The following is a 16,657-nucleotide window of genomic DNA, read 5'->3' on the forward strand; positions in this document are numbered from 1 at the left end:
GTCAGGACAACCAGTCCAACCCTGCCCCGGTATCACTTGCCGGGGTATATTCGCCGCTGACCCAGCCCTGATACCCATCCGCATCGAGCTGCGCAAAAAAGGCCGGATAATCGATCTCACCGGGCCCCGGCTCTGACCTATGCGGGGTCTGGGCGACTTGGACATGGGTGACAAGATCCCGGTATTTTTTCCAGGCCGCCAGGGCATCGCCCGTGATCGATTGGGCGTGATAGGCATCAAACTGCAATCTGACATTCGGCGCACCCACGGCTACGATCACATCGCGGGCCAGATCAAAATCATTGAGGAAGTAGCCAGGCATGGCCGCAGGGCCAATCGGCTCGATCGTCAGGCTCTGCCCCGGCGCCTCAGCCGCGGCCCAGCGCAGATTATCGATCAAAACGGTACGGGCTTCGGGGCCCTCTGCCTCGCCGGACATCAGATGCAGGTGTGTTGCGTCCAGCGTCTTAGCATATCGCAAAGCCCGTTTGAAATCGCGGCGAAACCGCTCTTGCAAACCGGGCACGGCCGCAAAACCGGGCTCACCGCCTGTGTAATTGGGCGGCGGGCAATTGATCAGCGCCATGCGTAATTCATAGCGGGACAGCTGATTGACAATGTCCTGGGCATTCACGTCATAGGGGGACAGCACTTCGACCGCGTCAAAACCTGCATCCTTGGCGGCGGCAAAACGTTCCAGAAAGGGCAACTCGGTAAAAAGCCAGGTCAGGTTGGCACAGTAATTGGGCATTGGCAGGTCCTTGAACAGTCCGGATGATCTTGCCCCGTGATGACCCGGCGATGCAATCACTTTGCGATTAGCGACAGCCGCACCCGAACAGGCTAGTGCTAAGCTGTGCTGACGTTCAGCATCACGCGCTGGGCCGCCGCCCATACCCGAGGGTCATGCAAAAACCGACATTTGACAAAACAAGGCCGCGCCGAGGCCACATGAGGATCACAATTTTATCTGAGTTAGCGCCCCTCTAAGGAGCATTGGCCAATTCGCCACGATGGCAGGCCAGTCAAAAACAAGGACTTAATGAGTGAACAAGATGTTACTGAAATGCGGAACCCTCGCCTTAACACTGGCCGCAGCGACACATGTCGCAGCGCAGGATTTGCAAGGGACAGTTGGTCTGCAAATCGGGGCGAACCGGGTGGCTGAATACGACCAGCCTACTCCAGAACTAAGCACGGTTGGCGCGGCCACCCTAAACGGGCGATTTGCATATCAACCCAATGACACAATGATCTATGCAGGTGATTTTTTCCTGCGTTACGATGATTTTGCCAATGGAACACAGGGTGATTTCACCGATAATGAAGATCCCGAGTTGCGCGGCCAAATTGGTCTGCAGGCGCTCTACGCCTTAACGGACGCAACGCGCGCCGGTGGATTTTTCAGCTACGCCGATCAAAGATCGCAATCGCAAGACATCGCGGATGAGTATGACACTTGGCTTCTCGGTTTGACGGCTCAAACCGACCTGTCGGATGCTTTTCTTGGCTATGCGCAATTGGCACATGGCAGCAACACAAAAGGCGACGACGCAGGTGAGGGGTTTAACGCCGGGAGCGTCGTTCGCGGGGGCCTGGTCTATTTTGCAAGTGACGCATTGATCATTGCAGCCGACTTGCAGCTTGCAGGCACGCCAAACTATATCGACGACGACGATCTGGGCTATTTCAACAGCTTCGAGCTGATGGCGGAAATGCAATTGGGTCAAAGCCTGCCCCTGACAACCGAGTTTGGATTGCGCCGGTCTGTCATCACCAGTTCCGATGAGGATGACCACCTTAGCGAGATCGAAGCTTTCGTCGGGGTGAACTACAACTTCGGTGGTGCCTCCTTAACGGACAAGTGGCGCAACGGCGTTGCATACGGAACGCCCGACCTACCAGCCCGGGCATCTGCCTGGACAGAATGGGCCGACTGAAGCGAGCCGTCCCCCACCACCGAAAGACTAGCGCCGATGCGCCATTTCAAAAAATCAAAGGCCCACGCATTGCGTGGGCCTTCTGCTATATTGTCCAAAAACTTGAAGTCTGGAGTTAGAAACCCAAGCCAAAACCAGCCAGCTGATCATCAATTGCGTCTTGTGAAAACCGGCTATCAAGACGTTGGCGCGAGCCCGTCTCAAATGTAAGGGATGCCTGCAAATGCACCACTTCATCAGCAATGGTTTCATCGTTGATCACACCGTAGCTTGCGTCAAACCAAAGACCATCGACCAACTGGTATCCGCCGCCAATGGTGAACACATCGGCTTCGACAAAGTCATCGCCATATGTCGTTTGGTAAACAGCGGCCGCACGGATTTGTGGCGTGATATCGTAGGTCCCGCGAACGCCGAATACACCACCGTCAAACTCGCTATTGCTGTCAATCGTAGACCGTGCCTGGATTGGGCCCTCGTTATATTCAGCAATCAGCTTATAGGCGGTACCGTCGAACTCAGATTCGGTTGATAGGATAGTGCCGACAGATACAGCGGGCGCAATTGCCGCTTCACCGTAAAAAGTTGTGGTGATGTTATCTTCATCAAAATCCGCCTGCGAGATGTTCACGGCAACACCGAATTGCGCGGTTTCATACTGTCCGAAGGCTTCAAAACCGTTCGTTGTGTCCCCGATTTCCGGGTCAAAAGCAAAAAGGCCAAGCCCGGCCAAAACGCCTGGCGCAAATTTGTAAGCCGCAGACGCGCCGTATCCAGTGCCAACATTATCGCCATTCACAGCAGAGTTAGCAATTTGCCCCGTCAGCAGGAACTGCGAAATTTCGTATTCGACATCGCCCTGAAGAAGACGGACATCAAACTCGCCAGAGGCATCGGCGTCATAATCTGAGAAATCATAGCTGAGACGGCCATAGGTTACGCCGTCAGCAAATGCTGGGGCAGCCATCAAAGCGGCGACAGCGGTCATTGTGATTGATCGGAACATTGTCTTCTCCTTTAAGAATATGTGCGCCGCATATGAATGTCACATCTGAGGTTACAACGACCGGATCGCTGCAATCGCATCGACTGATGCATCCGCGCCACAGGGCCCAAAGCAGCCGTGTACAAGCACCGCAAGAAGAGCCTTAAAAGTAAGGGCCGCGCTCGCCCAGCCGTCACCACTCTTCAAAAAAATGTGAAATGCTCTTGCAGCCCGAACTCGCCGAACCCGGCGCCAGTTACCCCAGCTCGGCCGCTGGAATAATCGGGAAAAATACGCCCTGCGAACGGACACCGAACCAGGGCGCGCCGTCATGCGTGTCCTCTTCACCGATCTCAACCAGACGGTAGAAGGATTTGCGGTCGATCAACGCCTCAAGTTTAGCGCGCACCAGCACATAGGGCGACGGCTCGCCGGTTTCCGCATCGCGCTCAACCCGGATCGGATGATCTGGCCCGGCAATCATGCGGTCACCTAAATTGGTCTCAAATTCCAACGCCCCATCGCGCTGATTGAAATCGACCGCCACAAAAGGGGCATCGTCAACAGTGATTCCCACCCGTTCAACCGGGGTGACCAGGACATATTCATCCCCGTCTTTCCGCAGAATCGTTGAAAACAGACGGACCAATTCGGGCCGGCCAATCGGCGTTCCCATATAAAACCAGGTGCCGTCACGGGCGATCCGCATGTCGATATGCCCGCAATGGGGCGGATTCCATAGATGAACCGGCGGCAATCCGCCTTTTTGAACAGCACGCGCGCTTGTCGCGAGGCTTTCTGCGGAGGGAGTCACAATCTTTTGTGTGGTCATGAATTTTGCCATTGGGGTTCATGGGATTATCTGTACGATTAGGAATATAGCTCAACCGGAGGAATGTCATGGCCAACGATGCCGATCTTGTCGCCCAAATCGAAACACTGGGCGCAAAGCTGGGCGAAGCGCGCAGCAGCATCGCGGCCCGTTTCATCGGACAACAGCAGGTCGTGGACCTGACCCTGACCGCCTTGATCTGCGGCGGGCACGCGGTGCTGATCGGGCTGCCCGGTCTGGGCAAGACCCGGCTGGTGGATACGCTTTCCACCGTCATGGGGCTGAACGGGAACCGGATCCAGTTCACGCCTGATCTGATGCCTGCGGATATTCTGGGCTCTGAGGTGCTGGAAACAACAAATGACGGATCGCGGAATTTCCGGTTCATTGAAGGGCCGATCTTTTGTCAGCTTCTGATGGCAGACGAAATCAACCGGGCCTCGCCGCGGACGCAATCGGCACTGCTGCAGGCGATGCAGGAAAAAGAAGTGACCATCGCGGGGCAGCACCGGGCGCTGGGCATCCCGTTTCACGTGTTGGCCACGCAAAACCCGATTGAACAAGAAGGCACCTATCCGCTGCCCGAAGCCCAGCTTGACCGCTTCTTGGTGCAGATCGATGTGCCCTACCCTGATCGCGCCACAGAAAAAGACATCCTGCTGGCCACCACCGGCGTGGAAGAGGCCGAGGCCACAGCCGCCTTCACCGCGCAAGAATTGCTCGAGGCGCAAACCGTGCTGCGGCGCATGCCAGTGGGTGACAACATCGTTGAGATGATCCTTGATCTGGTCCGCGCCTGCCGGCCGGATGACAGCTCGGCCCCTGATCTGATCACGCAAAATGTCAGCTGGGGGCCTGGCCCCCGTGCGGCGCAGGCGCTGATGCTGACGGTACGGGCGGCAGCCCTGCTGGAGGGGCGGCTTGCGCCCTCGGCTGAGGATGTGCGCCAGATGGCTATTCCTGTTCTGGAACACCGCATGGCGCTGTCCTTTGCCGCAAGGGCGCGGGGCGAGAACATTCAGGATATCATCCGCCAGGTGGCTGATCAGCGCACGCAGGTCTCTGCCGCCGCATGACGTCATCGCTCGCTCTTCGATCGCAAGCTGAAACCCTTGCCACACCCCTGCCCGCGCTTTTGGCCGAGGCAGAGCATCTGGCCGCGACCGTCCTGTTGGGCGATCACGGCCGCAGGCGGGCGGGCACGGGCGACACATTCTGGCAATACCGGCCCGCCCAACCACATGATGAGGCGCGCAGCATCGATTGGCGGCGCTCGGCCCGGTCGGACAGCAATTTTGTGCAGGATAAGGAATGGCAGATCGCCCAATCCATTATCCTCTGGGCCGATCAATCAGCCTCAATGTCATTTCACTCCGACGACAACCCGACCAAGGCCGCCCGGGCGCGCACCCTCGCGCTGGCCATGGCAATCCTGCTGATCCGGGGCGGCGAACGTGTGGGGCTGACGGGGCTGCGGTTGCCGCCACGCCGGGGCGAGGCGCAGCTGATGCGCATGGCAGAACTACTCAGCCTAGATGAAGGCACCGATTACGGCGCGCCCGAGGCGCAAGGCATGCTGCCGCATTCCCGCGCGCTTTTCATCAGTGATTTCCTTGGCGATATCGCACCGGTCGAAGATGCGCTTTTGCGCGCGGCTGACCGGGGCGTGCGCGGCGCGCTGTTGCAGGTGCTTGATCCGCAAGAAGAGGCGTTTCCCTTTGACGGGCGCACAATTTTTGAATCGATGACCGGTGCATTGGAGCATGAAACGCTGAAAGCGGGCGATCTGAAAAAGCGCTATCTTGAACGGCTGGCGATGCGCAAAGACCGGTTGGCCCATCTGGCGCGCACAACCGGCTGGCAATTCAGCACCCATCACACCGGGCAAAGCGCCACGAACGCGCTGTTGTGGCTTTATGGCGCGATGGAGCGGCACGCGTAATGTGGTCAATTGGTCCCATAGGTTTCGCAGCACCCTGGCTGCTTTTGGGTCTGATCGCACTGCCCATCTTGTGGCTTTTGCTGCGGGCTGTGCCGCCTGCCCCGATCCGGCGGCGCTTTCCGGGTGTGGCGCTGCTGCTGGGCCTTGCCGATGATGAAACACAATCAGACAGAACGCCTTGGTGGCTGCTCCTGTTGCGCCTTTTGGCCGTTGCGGCAGTGATCATCGGCTTTGCGGGGCCCGTGCTAAACCCACAGGCTGCACGCGATGGCGACGGCGATCTGGTCATCGTGCTGGATGGCACATGGGCCGGTGCCGCGACCTGGGACGCCAAGATGGATCAGGTGTCGGCCCTTTTGACCGAGGCAGCTATCGCAGACCGGCGGGCCGCTGTCGTCACGCTGACCGATCTGCCAAATGAGCCCCTGCCCTTTGCCGCCCCAACCGATTGGCAAAACCGGCTGCCCAATCTGACCCCGCGCCCATGGCAACCGGGCGACCCGGCTGCGTATTTCTCTGAACAAACAGGGGCATTTGAGACCTATTGGGTTTCTGACGGGCTTGACTTTCCGGGGCATGCTGCGCTGCTGGATGTTCTTGAGGGGTTCGGCACCGTGACCGCCTTCCAATCCCCCCGCCCGACAATCGGCCTGCGCCCGGCGCGCTTTGAAAATGGCGAGGTTATCGTCTCGGCAACACGCACACCAATCGGCAATCCGCTTGAGACAGTGATCAACGCCATCGGGCTTGATCCGGCCGGGGTTGAGCGGCAATTGGCCACTGTGCCTTTGGTCTTTGAAGCGGGTGAAGCCGTGGCTGAAAATGCACTGATCCTGCCGCCCGAGCTGCGCAATCGGATCACCCGGTTTGAAATCGCCGCCGCGCGCTCGGCCGGGGCAGTCAGCTTGACCGATGACGCGTTGCGCCGCCGCGAGGTCGCGATGATCGCCGGGCGGGATGAGCGCGAAGAGCTTGAGCTGTTGTCCCCGCTTTACTATCTGCGTGAGGCGCTTGAACCGACAGCCGACATTATCGATGGCGCGCTTGAGGATGTGCTGCTGGCCAATCCGGATGTGATCATTCTGGCCGATGTGGCGATCCTGACGGATATTGAGGCGCAAGCCGTTGAAGACTGGGTCGAAAATGGCGGGATGCTGCTGCGATTTGCGGGGCCGCGTCTGGCCGCATCTGATCTGGGCCGGGCACAGGAAGATCCGCTTTTGCCGGTGCGCCTGCGCTCGGGCGGGCGCAGTGTCGGCGGCGCCATGAGCTGGGGAGAGCCCAAAGCCCTGGCGCCGTTCAGCGAGACATCTCCGTTTTTCGGACTGCCGGTACCGGATGATGTGACTGTTACCAGCCAGGTCGTGGCCCAGCCCGACCCCACGCTTGCGGCCCGTGTGATCGCGCAGCTGGCCGATGGCACCCCGCTAGTGACCCGCAAGTCGCTTGGTGAAGGTCAGGTGGTGCTGGTGCATGTGACCGCCAATGCGGAATGGTCGACCCTGCCGCTATCAGGTCTGTTTGTGCAGATGCTGGAACGGCTTGCGGTCTCAACCCGGCCGGTCACGCCCGATGCGGCCGAGCTGGAAGGCACCACATGGCAGCCCAATCGGCTGTTGGATGCTTACGGGCGTCTCGAAGATGGCAGCGACAGGCCCGGTGTGGACGGCGCCCTATTGGCCGAGGCGCAAGGGGCGCCCGGCCCTGATCTGCCGCCTGGGCTTTATGCCGGCGAAGACCGCCAGCTGGCGATTAACGTGATCGGAAAGGATACCATGCTTAACGTCGTCGAATGGCCATCACGGATCACCATCGAAGGGCTCGCCGTGCTGCGCGAAACGGCGCTGAAAGGCTGGCTGCTGAGTGCCGCGATCCTGATGATGCTGATCGATGTGATTGCCTCGCTCGCTGTGGGCGGGCGGCTGCGCGGGCCGCGGGCTGATGTGGCGGCCGCTTTAGCGATTGCGCTGCTGTCCTTTGGGCAAAACGCCGAGGCACAAGCTCTGCAAGGCGATGATTTTGCGCTGCGGGCCACGTCAGAAGTCGTGCTGGGACATATCCTGACAGGGGATGCCGAAACCGACCGGGTGGCGGCGGCAGGGCTGACCGGAATTTCGCAAACGCTGTTCCGGCGGACATCGATTGAGCCAGCAACGCCAATGGCTGTGAACCTTGAAACGGATGAGCTGGCGTTTTTTCCATTTCTCTATTGGCCCATCACCGCTGACCAACAGCTGCCCAGCCGCGAAGCGTATGGCAAACTGAACCGCTATCTGCGGTCAGGCGGGATGATCATGTTCGACACGCGCGATGCTGATACTGCGCGCTTTGGCTCCGGCTCGCCCGAGGGGCGGATGCTACAATCAATTGCGCGCTCGCTTGATATCCCGCCGCTTGAACCGATCCCGGCAGACCATGTACTGACCCGAACCTTCTATCTGCTGCAGGATTTCCCGGGGCGCTATGCCAGCCGCGACGTCTGGGTCGAAGCCTCGGCACCGGATGCCGAACAGATCGAAGGAATGCCATTTCGGAACCTCAATGATGGGGTGACGCCGGTGATTATCGGCGGCAATGACTGGGCGCGGGCCTGGGCTGTCAATGACAATGGGACACGGATGTTTCCGGTCGGGCGCGGGACGGCCGGTGAAAGACAACGCGAATTTGCGCTGCGCTTTGGGGTGAATGTCATCATGCATGTGCTGACAGGAAATTATAAATCCGATCAGGTTCATGTCCCTGATCTTCTTGACAGGCTTGGCCAATGAGCATGACGGTCCAACATCAAAATTCTAGAATTTTGATCACGCAACCGCTGCGCCCTGCGGTGAGGGCAAAACAATGACAGGCACGCTTATCCTAGATCCGCTCATTCCGCTGGCCTTGCTCTATATCCTGGCCGGGCTTGCCGCGCTGTTCGTTGGCTTTGCCCTTTGGCGGCGGCTTGCTGGCTGGTGGCTGCGCGGGCTGGCCGGGCTGGCCTTGCTGGCCGCCATTGCCAACCCAGCCTTGCAACAAGAACAGCGCGAACCGCTCAGTGATATCGTGATGTTGGTTATTGACGAAAGCGCCAGCCAACGGATCAGCGCCCGGCCCGATCAAAACGCCGCTGCCATCGCCAATATCGAAGCCGAAATCGCACGCCAGCCCAATGCCGAATTGCGCATCGTCACGCTGGGCGATGGCGAAGGCGACAGTGGCACCGCCTTGATGACCGCCCTTTCCACCGCGCTGGCAGAAGAACCGCAGGGGCGGATTGCCGGGATCATCCTACTCAGTGACGGGCGGCTGCATGATCTGGAACGCGCCCCCAATCTGCCCGCCCCGCTGCATACCTTGCTAACAGGTGAGCCGGACGATTGGGACCGGCGATTGATCGTTTCAAATGCGCCCGCCTTTGCGATCCTGGGCGAGCAGGTGCTGCTCACCCTCCGGGTTGAGGATCAAGGTGCCGCGCCAGCCACGGATAACGTGCCGCTATCGATCTCAATCGATGGTGAACCGCCCATCACTGTCCCCGTCCCCATCGGGCAGGATATCGAATTGCCGATCGAGTTGCCCCGGGGCGGTATGAACGTGCTGCAATTCACGATCCCCGAGGCCGATGGCGAATTAACCGCCCGCAACAATGCCGCTGTCGTGCAAATCAACGGTGTGCGCGAACGGCTGCGGGTGCTGCTGGTTTCAGGCGAGCCGCACCCGGGCGAACGGACATGGCGGAACCTGTTGAAATCTGACAGCGCCGTAGACCTGGTGCATTTCACGATCCTGCGTCCGCCAGATAAGCAAGACGGCGTTCCAACTAGCGAATTGTCCCTGATCGCCTTCCCAACCCGCGAGTTGTTTCAAGACAAGATCACCGATTTCGATCTGATCATCTTTGACCGCTACCGGCGGCGCGGCATCCTGCCCAGCGATTATCTCGCCAATATTCGCGATTACGTGGAACAAGGCGGGGCTGTGCTTGTCTCGTCCGGGCCGGAATATGGATCGGCGGAAAGCATCTATCGCTCGCCTCTTGGCGATATCCTGCCCGGCGCGCCTACGGCCCGCGTATTCGAAGAACCATACACCCCGCAGATCACTGATCTGGGGCAACGCCACCCGGTGACCGAAGGGCTCGACCTGCTCTCGCCCGGCAATACGGATGAAGAAGGGCCCGGATGGGGCCGCTGGTTCCGTTTGGTTGACGTGCTGGTGCCTGAAGCGGCCACAACCGTTATGTCCGGTCTGGATAACAAGCCTCTTTTGATCCTGAACCGGATCGGTGAGGGGCGCGTTTCCCTGATTGCATCGGACCATTCCTGGCTGTGGGACCGGGGCTATGAAGGCGGCGGGCCGCAGCTGGAATTGCTGCGCCGGCTGGCCCATTGGATGATGAAAGAGCCCGAGCTGGAAGAAGAGGCCCTATGGGTCGAACCAACCGGCCAGACCATGCGGATCATCCGGCGCACCCTTGATCTGGAAACAGGCGATGTGACAATAACCCACCCCGACGGGCGCGAGACAATACTGAGCCTAGAAGAGGTTTCGCCCGGCCGGTTTGAGACCATCTGGGAAGCCCCGGAAATCGGGCTTTATCGGCTGGATGACGGTGAAGAAAACACCGTGATCGCCCTTGGCCCGGCAGCACCGCGCGAGTTTGAGCAAACCATTGCATCAGGCGCTTTGCTGGAACCTATCGTCAGCGGAACTGGCGGCGGGATCAAATTGGTCTCGGACGGGGATGTCAGCATTCGCAGCGTCCGCGAAGGACGCCCCGCCAATGGGCGTGGCTGGATCGGGATCACCCCGCGCGGCGCGTTTCAAACCGCCGAGGTGCGCGTGAACCCAATCCTTCCCGCCTGGGCCTTCCTCCTGCTTGCCGCGCTGCTTTTGGTGGGCGCCTGGATGCGCGAAGGACGGCGATAGCCCCGGATGATTTGGACTTTTTTGAAAGCATTTGCAGTTGTCCTGGTGATCCTGCTGACAATGATCGGTTGCCAGACGATCCGCAATTCGGGCAATGCAGCACTGCCCCCTGCTGCCAGGGATACGCTGCGGGTCGCCACCTATAACGTGCATTACATCATCCTGCGCCAGCAGACCGGCCCATGGTCCGTCGGTGATTGGGAGCGGCGCAAAGGGCCGCTTGATTTGGCCTTCAAGGCCATCGACGCGGATGTGATCGGCTTTCAGGAAATGGAAAGCTTTGCCCGGGGAAATAATCAGACAAACCTGACATTGGATTGGCTGCTGGCCAACAATCCCGGCTATGAAGCCGCTGCTGTTGGTGATCCTGCCGTTTTCCCCTCGACCCAGCCGATCCTTTACCGGGCAGATCGGCTGCGGCTTCTGGATCAGGGCTGGTTTTTCTTCTCCGACACGCCCGATGTGATCTATTCGCGGACCTTTAACGGCTCTTTCCCGGCATTCACATCATGGGCGCAATTTGAAGATCAGGGCAGCGGCCAGATTTTTCGGGTGGTGAACCTGCATACCGATTATGCGAGCCGGGCAAACCGGATCCAATCTGCACAGCTGGTGGCCGCGCGGACTGCCCCCTGGATGGACGCAGGCGAGACGCTTTTTGTGATTGGCGATCTGAACGCCAGGCGCGGCGACCGGGTGCATGATATCCTGGCCGAGACAAGACTGGATTTCGCCCCGGTACAGGGGGCGACTTATCACTTTAATCGCGGCATCAACCTGTTTGGTGCCATCGATCATATCGGTGTCAGCGGCGATGCCACGCTTGTCGGTGATCCGGTCGTGCTGCGTGACAAATTCGATGGCGAATGGCCGACCGATCATTACCCTGTCATCGCCGATTACCGGCTTGGCAGCTAGCCCCCGAAACCCCTGACATCGCCGGGATCGTATGTACAGCTTATGTACGGGTTCTGTACGGCGATCATATGCTGTGCTGGTGCCTGGTTTTGGTTCACCAAGCTGACCAAAGCGTCACTCAGAAAGCTTGACTTCAAACAGCTCATCCGACCAGCCACCCACATTATCGCGGGCGCGGATATAAACGACGGTCGCATCCTCGGGGATGTCCACACCCGACAAGGACCGTGTAAAAGGTTGCTCATTCACATGCGGATGCAGCAACTCGCGATACCCAAGCCGGTTGCCATCCGCATCCAGAACTTCCCACCCGTCGGCGTAGTCATCCCAGCCGGTATCAGGATGGGACAGGGTCACGCTGACACTATTGCCATTGATCGTGACATTCTCAACGACGGGGGAATCCGCCAAAGCCGGACCCGCCAAACATGCAAGGATAAATGCGTATTTCATGACTTTTCCTTTAACAGAATGCTGCGTGGAATCGATGCAAATTCCCGTGACCAGACCAACCATAACACCAAAAACGTGGCGATCATCAGCGCAAATGCGCCTATGAGCCAGGCCAAAGCGCCCAGCGCAAAATACATGCTGCGCAGCCCGCGGTTAAAGTTCATCGCGGCCCGGATATTCAGCTCGGCCGCTTGGGCTGCCCGTGGATAAGCTGCTGGATCTTCGGGATCATTTGGGACCGCAGACATCATCACCGCGCAATAGCCAAAGACCCGGTTCGCCCACACAAATTTCAAAAAGGCATTGGTCAAAAACAAGGCCACCAGGCCCAGTTTCAACTGCCAGATCAAGACGGGCACCGGAATGGTCGAAACCTCTGCGGCCACACCCCGCAAGGGCTCTGTGTTGCCGACAAGCGCAAGCACACCCCCGATGGCCAGCAAACTGGTTGAGGCAAAAAACGCTGTCCCCTGCCTGAGGCTGGTCAGGATTTGGCTGTCATAAATACGCGGATCCCGGGTCACAAAGACTTTCATCCATTCGCGTCGCTGCTCGGACATCAAAATGGTAACGGATGGGCGTTTGGCGCCGGGATGTTCGATCATCCAGCCAATCACAAAACAAGACAGGATAATCAGGCCGGCGGCACCCCAATCGACGGGGGACAGCAAGGCGATCTGGTCAAGAAACTTCATGCCCATGTAACTACCTGCTTCGGATCGGACTTGCCAGATTTTAAAATTGGTAATATGTTTTTACCAATTATTCCAAAAGGAGTCGCTCTGATGGAGATGCCAGCCCCCGATGCCAGCGTTCTGTCCCGCAAGGATTACATCGTGTCGCGCCTGCGTGCCGTTCTGCCCAATGACGCGGTGATGGCCGATATTGCCGAGACACGCGCCTATGAATGCGACGCCCTGACCGCTTATAAATGTCCGCCCCTTTGCGCGGTTTTGCCAGCTAACACCGAAGAGGTTTCAGCAGTCTTAAGTCTGTGTCACGAACTGGGCGTGCCCGTTGTGCCGCGCGGGTCCGGTACATCGCTTGCCGGTGGCGCCTTGCCGACGGCAGATAGTGTGATCCTGGGCGTGGCCAAGATGAACCAGGTCATCGAAACAAATTACGATGATCGCTATATCACGGTGCAAACGGGGCGGACGAACCTGTCTGTCACAGGGGCGGTTGAAGCCGATGGGTTCTTTTATGCGCCTGACCCCTCTAGCCAACTGGCTTGCGCGATTGCAGGCAATATCGCGATGAATTCGGGTGGGGCCCATTGCCTGAAATATGGGGTGACGACCAATAATCTGATGGGCGTGAAGATGGTCATGATGGATGGCACCGTGGTCGATATTGGCGGGGCGCATCTGGATGCCGGGGGGCTTGATCTGCTGGGGCTGATCTGCGGATCAGAAGGCCAACTGGGCGTCGTGACCGAAGCCACGTTGCGCATTCTGCATAAGCCCGAAGGCGCGCGCCCGGTGCTGATGGGCTATGACAGCTCCGAAGTGGCAGGCCAGGTCGTGACCGATATTATCAAAGCAGGGGTCTTGCCCGTCGCCATCGAATTCATGGACCGCCCCTGTATCGAAGCGACCGAAAACTTCGCCAAGGCGGGCTATCCGATGTGCGAAGCGCTGCTGATCGTTGAGGTCGAAGGATCGGAGGCAGAGATCGACCACCAGCTTGATCTGATTATGAAAATCGCGGCCAAGCATAATCCGGTTGAGCTGCGCCAGGCCCAGGATAGCGACGAGGCCGGGCGTATTTGGCTCGGGCGCAAATCGGCCTTTGGCGCCATGGGCCAGATCAATGACTACATGTGTCTTGACGGAACGATTCCGGTTTCGTCTCTGCCCTTTGTGCTTAAGCGCATTGGCGAGATGTCCGCAGAGTTTGGCCTGAAAGTTGGCAATGTCTTTCACGCAGGCGATGGGAACATGCACCCGCTTATTCTGTTTGACGCCAACAAACCGGGCGATCTGGAACGTTGCGAGGCATTCGGCGCCGAGATCCTGAAACTATGTGTTGAGGTCGGCGGCTGCCTGACCGGCGAACATGGTGTGGGCATTGAAAAGCGCGATCTGATGCATGTTCAATATGATCCGGCCGATCTTGAGGCGCAGATGGCGATCAAAGATGTGTTTGACCCCAAATGGCTGCTCAATGCGGCCAAGGTCTTTCCGCTGGACACATCACAGCCCCGCCGCGTGGCCTAAACCCATGAATGACATCATGATGCCAGAAACAGAAGACGCGCTTGCGCAAATCATCAGCGCAGCCGATGGGCCTTTGCAGATATCCGGTGGTGGCACCCGCCCCATTGGGCAGGTGGCGGGGGCACCGCTCAGCACTGCGAAGATGCGCGGGATCACTCTTTATGAACCCGGCGCGCTGACATTGGTCGCGAAGGCCGGCACCCCGGTTGCCGAGATTGAGGCGGCCCTGGCCAAGGAGAACCAACGCCTTGCCTTTGAGCCGATGGATCACCGGGCGCTTTTGGGCACAACCGGCACGCCAACGATCGGCGGGGTCGTTGCGGCCAATGTGTCGGGCCCACGTCGGATTGCTGTGGGCGCATGCCGTGATTTCACGCTCGGCGTTCGTTTTGTGGATGGTGCAGGCAATATCGTCAAAAATGGCGGGCGCGTGATGAAGAATGTCACTGGCTATGATCTGGTCAAGCTCCTGTCTGGGTCTTACGGCACCTTGGGTGTGCTCACCGAAGTGTCGCTGAAAGTGTTGCCAAATGTGGAAACCACGGCCTGCATTTTGCTGCATGGGCTGGATGACGCAACCGCGATCAAGGCCCTGTCTACCGCGCTTGGCTCGCCCTTTGAGGTCACCGGCGCCACGCATCTGCCCAGGGGCATGGATGGCGATCCGGTGACGATGATCCGGATTGAGGGGTTTGAAGCGTCAGTTGCCTATCGCTGCGAAAAGCTTTGCGCTCTGCTGGCGCCTTTTGGTACGGCGAGCGTGCAGACAGGCGATGACCCAGACGGGTATGGCACCGAAAAAGGTTGGGCCTGGGTCCGCGATGTTAAGACCTTCGCCGATCAACCCGGTGATGTGTGGCGGATTTCAGTCAAACCATCTGACGCGGCGGCGGTTGCGGCCCAAATCGGCGCGAAAGCGGTGCAATATGATTGGGGCGGCGGGTTGATCTGGGCGCTGACAGATGGAACGGAGCCGCGCGCAAAATTAGCTAATTTTGCGGGCCACGCCACATTGATCCGTGGCCGCGCCGACGTACCGGTTTTCCAGCCCGAACCGACCCCGCTGGCCGCCATTACCGCAGGTCTGCGCGCCAAATTCGATCCGCGCGGCATTCTTAACCCAGGGATGATGGGCTGATGCAAACCACATTTACACCAAAGCAGCTGACCGACCCCGCCATTCAGCGATCCAACGAAATCCTGCGCGCCTGTGTGCATTGCGGCTTTTGCACAGCAACTTGCCCCACCTATCAAGTCCTGGGGGATGAGCTCGACAGCCCGCGCGGGCGTATCTATTTGATCAAGGATATGCTCGAAAATGAGCGCGTGCCCGATGAAAAGACCGTCAAACATATCGACCGCTGCCTGTCTTGTCTGGCCTGTATGACCACCTGCCCGTCAGGTGTCCATTATATGCACCTGGTCGACCATGCTCGCGCTTATATCGAAAAGAACTACGACCGACCTTGGTCTGACCGGGCCCTGCGCTGGCTTTTGGCACGCATCCTGCCCTATCCAACCCGGTTCCGCTTGGCGCTTTTGGGTGCAAAGATCGGACGGCCCTTTGCCCGTTTCATGCCTGATCCGCGCCTGAAAGCCATGCTGGCCATGGCCCCCAAAACCATCCCCCCCGTCAGCCGCAATGATGACCCGCAAACCTTTCCAGCCAAGGACAAAAAAATGCGCGTTGCGCTGATGACCGGTTGTGCGCAAAAGGCGCTGAACACCGATATCAATGACGCCACGATCCGGCTGTTGACCCGGCTGGGTGCTGAAATCGTTGTGGCCAAGGGGGCGGGTTGTTGCGGCGCATTGACCCATCACATGGGCAAAGAAGATGAAAGCCATGCCGCCGCAGCCAAGAATATCACAGCCTGGACCCATGAAATGGACACTGGGGGGCTGGATGCCATTGTGATCAACACCTCTGGCTGCGGAACCACAGTCAAGGATTACGGGCATATGTTCCGCAACGATCCGCTGGCGGCGGATGCGGCCCGGATCTCGGCGATTGCGATGGATGTCTCAGAGCTTTTGCTGAAACTGGACCTGCCCGAGGGCGCCCAGAAAGACACCAAAGTCGCCTATCACGCGGCCTGTTCGCTACAACATGGGCAGCAAATCAAGACGGCACCCAAAGAGCTGCTTAAAAGGGCAGGATACACCGTATTGGAACCCGCTGACAGTCATCTGTGCTGCGGTTCGGCAGGGACATACAACCTGATGCAGCCGGAAATCTCGGGGCAATTGAAGACGCGCAAAGTGCAAACGCTCGAGGACTTGAGCCCCGACATTATCGCCGCTGGTAATATCGGCTGCATGATGCAGATTGGCAGCGGAACCGCGGTTCCGATCGTGCATACGGTCGAATTGCTGGACTGGGCCACAGGGGGGCCGCAGCCGCCTGCATTGACCGCTCCGGGCAAGCGCGCGCCTGCTGTTCCGATCTTACGATAA

Annotated in this window: 14 protein-coding genes; 9 read left to right on the forward strand and 5 right to left on the reverse strand. The window is 58.8% G+C overall.

The genetic code is table 11. The annotated features are described in order from the left end of the window. Window position 1: 1 nt before the first annotated feature. The gene (locus tag AABB29_RS00095; protein WP_341368881.1) at window positions 2-751 is read right to left on the reverse strand and encodes a TIM barrel protein; all 750 of its coding nucleotides are present in this window, start codon (window positions 749-751) and stop codon (window positions 2-4) included. 295 nt (window positions 752-1,046) lie between these two features. Between AABB29_RS00095 and AABB29_RS00100 the strand changes: the two genes are divergently transcribed. Then, the gene (locus AABB29_RS00100) at window positions 1,047-1,940 is read left to right on the forward strand and encodes a hypothetical protein (RefSeq protein WP_341368880.1); all 894 of its coding nucleotides are present in this window, start codon (window positions 1,047-1,049) and stop codon (window positions 1,938-1,940) included. A gap of 115 nt (window positions 1,941-2,055) precedes the next feature. Here AABB29_RS00100 and AABB29_RS00105 read toward each other — a convergent pair whose 3' ends face one another. Both AABB29_RS00105 and AABB29_RS00110 read right to left on the reverse strand, forming a co-directional pair. Continuing rightward, on the reverse strand, window positions 2,056-2,946 hold the full coding sequence (locus AABB29_RS00105) for a hypothetical protein (protein WP_341368879.1): 891 nt from the start codon (window positions 2,944-2,946) through the stop codon (window positions 2,056-2,058). Between the two features lie 235 nt (window positions 2,947-3,181). Then, window positions 3,182-3,757 carry a DUF1285 domain-containing protein gene (locus AABB29_RS00110; RefSeq protein WP_341368878.1) on the reverse strand — a complete coding sequence of 192 codons (576 nt, stop codon included), beginning with the start codon at window positions 3,755-3,757 and terminating at the stop codon, window positions 3,182-3,184. A 68-nt stretch (window positions 3,758-3,825) separates the two neighbouring features. On the opposite strand from AABB29_RS00110, the gene AABB29_RS00115 reads away from it, so the two are divergent. From AABB29_RS00115 to AABB29_RS00135, 5 genes are all read left to right on the forward strand, one after another. Then, entirely contained in the window at window positions 3,826-4,833 is a 1,008-nt protein-coding gene (locus AABB29_RS00115) for a MoxR family ATPase (protein ID WP_341368877.1), read from the forward strand. Beyond that, window positions 4,830-5,699, forward strand: a complete 870-nt coding sequence (locus tag AABB29_RS00120) for a DUF58 domain-containing protein (protein WP_341368876.1) — start codon at window positions 4,830-4,832, stop codon at window positions 5,697-5,699. Before AABB29_RS00115 ends, AABB29_RS00120 begins: the two co-directional genes overlap by 4 nt. Next, window positions 5,699-8,467: a DUF4159 domain-containing protein gene (locus AABB29_RS00125; protein WP_341368875.1), complete on the forward strand. Its 2,769-nt coding sequence runs from the start codon at window positions 5,699-5,701 to the stop codon at window positions 8,465-8,467. The genes AABB29_RS00120 and AABB29_RS00125 overlap by 1 nt, the downstream gene beginning before the upstream one ends. A 73-nt stretch (window positions 8,468-8,540) precedes the next feature. Then, window positions 8,541-10,610: a hypothetical protein gene (locus AABB29_RS00130; RefSeq protein ID WP_341368874.1), complete on the forward strand. Its 2,070-nt coding sequence runs from the start codon at window positions 8,541-8,543 to the stop codon at window positions 10,608-10,610. 21 nt (window positions 10,611-10,631) lie between these two features. Next, window positions 10,632-11,528, forward strand: coding sequence for an endonuclease/exonuclease/phosphatase family protein (locus AABB29_RS00135; protein ID WP_341368873.1), 897 nt, complete (start codon window positions 10,632-10,634; stop codon window positions 11,526-11,528). Window positions 11,529-11,642: 114 nt separating this feature from the next. On the opposite strand, the gene AABB29_RS00140 is transcribed toward AABB29_RS00135, so the two are convergent. Together AABB29_RS00140 and AABB29_RS00145 are read right to left on the reverse strand one after the other, a co-directional pair. Next, entirely contained in the window at window positions 11,643-11,981 is a 339-nt protein-coding gene (locus tag AABB29_RS00140; RefSeq protein WP_373636701.1) for a hypothetical protein, read from the reverse strand. Next, a complete protein-coding gene (locus AABB29_RS00145; protein WP_341369038.1) occupies window positions 11,978-12,676 on the reverse strand; it encodes a DUF599 domain-containing protein in 699 nt (232 codons plus the stop codon). Before AABB29_RS00145 ends, AABB29_RS00140 begins: the two co-directional genes overlap by 4 nt. 90 nt (window positions 12,677-12,766) lie before the next feature. Here AABB29_RS00145 and AABB29_RS00150 point away from each other — a divergent pair, with 90 nt between their 5' ends. Genes AABB29_RS00150 through glcF form a run of 3 tightly spaced genes read left to right on the forward strand, consistent with a single transcriptional unit; the run spans window position 12,767 to window position 16,657 of the window. Continuing rightward, on the forward strand, window positions 12,767-14,200 hold the full coding sequence (locus AABB29_RS00150) for an FAD-linked oxidase C-terminal domain-containing protein (RefSeq protein ID WP_341368871.1): 1,434 nt from the start codon (window positions 12,767-12,769) through the stop codon (window positions 14,198-14,200). A gap of 16 nt (window positions 14,201-14,216) precedes the next feature. Then, window positions 14,217-15,338, forward strand: coding sequence for an FAD-binding protein (locus AABB29_RS00155; protein ID WP_341368870.1), 1,122 nt, complete (start codon window positions 14,217-14,219; stop codon window positions 15,336-15,338). Next, complete coding sequence (glcF, locus tag AABB29_RS00160) at window positions 15,338-16,657, forward strand: glycolate oxidase subunit GlcF (protein ID WP_373636702.1); 1,320 nt, start codon at window positions 15,338-15,340, stop codon at window positions 16,655-16,657. Before AABB29_RS00155 ends, glcF begins: the two co-directional genes overlap by 1 nt.

The sequence above is a fragment of the Yoonia sp. BS5-3 genome (genome assembly GCF_038069655.2).
Taxonomy (GTDB): domain Bacteria; phylum Pseudomonadota; class Alphaproteobacteria; order Rhodobacterales; family Rhodobacteraceae; genus Yoonia; species Yoonia phaeophyticola.

Bases quoted from the DNA above. Each gene is read 5' to 3' on its own strand.
- AABB29_RS00120 (WP_341368876.1), top strand. From the start codon at position 4,830: ATGACGTCATCGCTCGCTCTTCGATCGCAAGCTGAAACCCTTGCCACA.
- AABB29_RS00115 (WP_341368877.1), top strand. From the start codon at position 3,826: ATGGCCAACGATGCCGATCTTGTCGCCCAAATCGAAACACTGGGCGCA.
- AABB29_RS00125 (WP_341368875.1), top strand. From the start codon at position 5,699: ATGTGGTCAATTGGTCCCATAGGTTTCGCAGCACCCTGGCTGCTTTTG.
- glcF (WP_373636702.1), top strand. From the start codon at position 15,338: ATGCAAACCACATTTACACCAAAGCAGCTGACCGACCCCGCCATTCAG.
- AABB29_RS00145 (WP_341369038.1), bottom strand. From the start codon at position 12,676: ATGAAGTTTCTTGACCAGATCGCCTTGCTGTCCCCCGTCGATTGGGGT.
- AABB29_RS00105 (WP_341368879.1), bottom strand. From the start codon at position 2,946: ATGTTCCGATCAATCACAATGACCGCTGTCGCCGCTTTGATGGCTGCC.
- AABB29_RS00140 (WP_373636701.1), bottom strand. From the start codon at position 11,981: ATGAAATACGCATTTATCCTTGCATGTTTGGCGGGTCCGGCTTTGGCG.
- AABB29_RS00130 (WP_341368874.1), top strand. From the start codon at position 8,541: ATGACAGGCACGCTTATCCTAGATCCGCTCATTCCGCTGGCCTTGCTC.
- AABB29_RS00155 (WP_341368870.1), top strand. From the start codon at position 14,217: ATGATGCCAGAAACAGAAGACGCGCTTGCGCAAATCATCAGCGCAGCC.
- AABB29_RS00150 (WP_341368871.1), top strand. From the start codon at position 12,767: ATGGAGATGCCAGCCCCCGATGCCAGCGTTCTGTCCCGCAAGGATTAC.
- AABB29_RS00095 (WP_341368881.1), bottom strand. From the start codon at position 751: ATGCCCAATTACTGTGCCAACCTGACCTGGCTTTTTACCGAGTTGCCC.
- AABB29_RS00110 (WP_341368878.1), bottom strand. From the start codon at position 3,757: ATGACCACACAAAAGATTGTGACTCCCTCCGCAGAAAGCCTCGCGACA.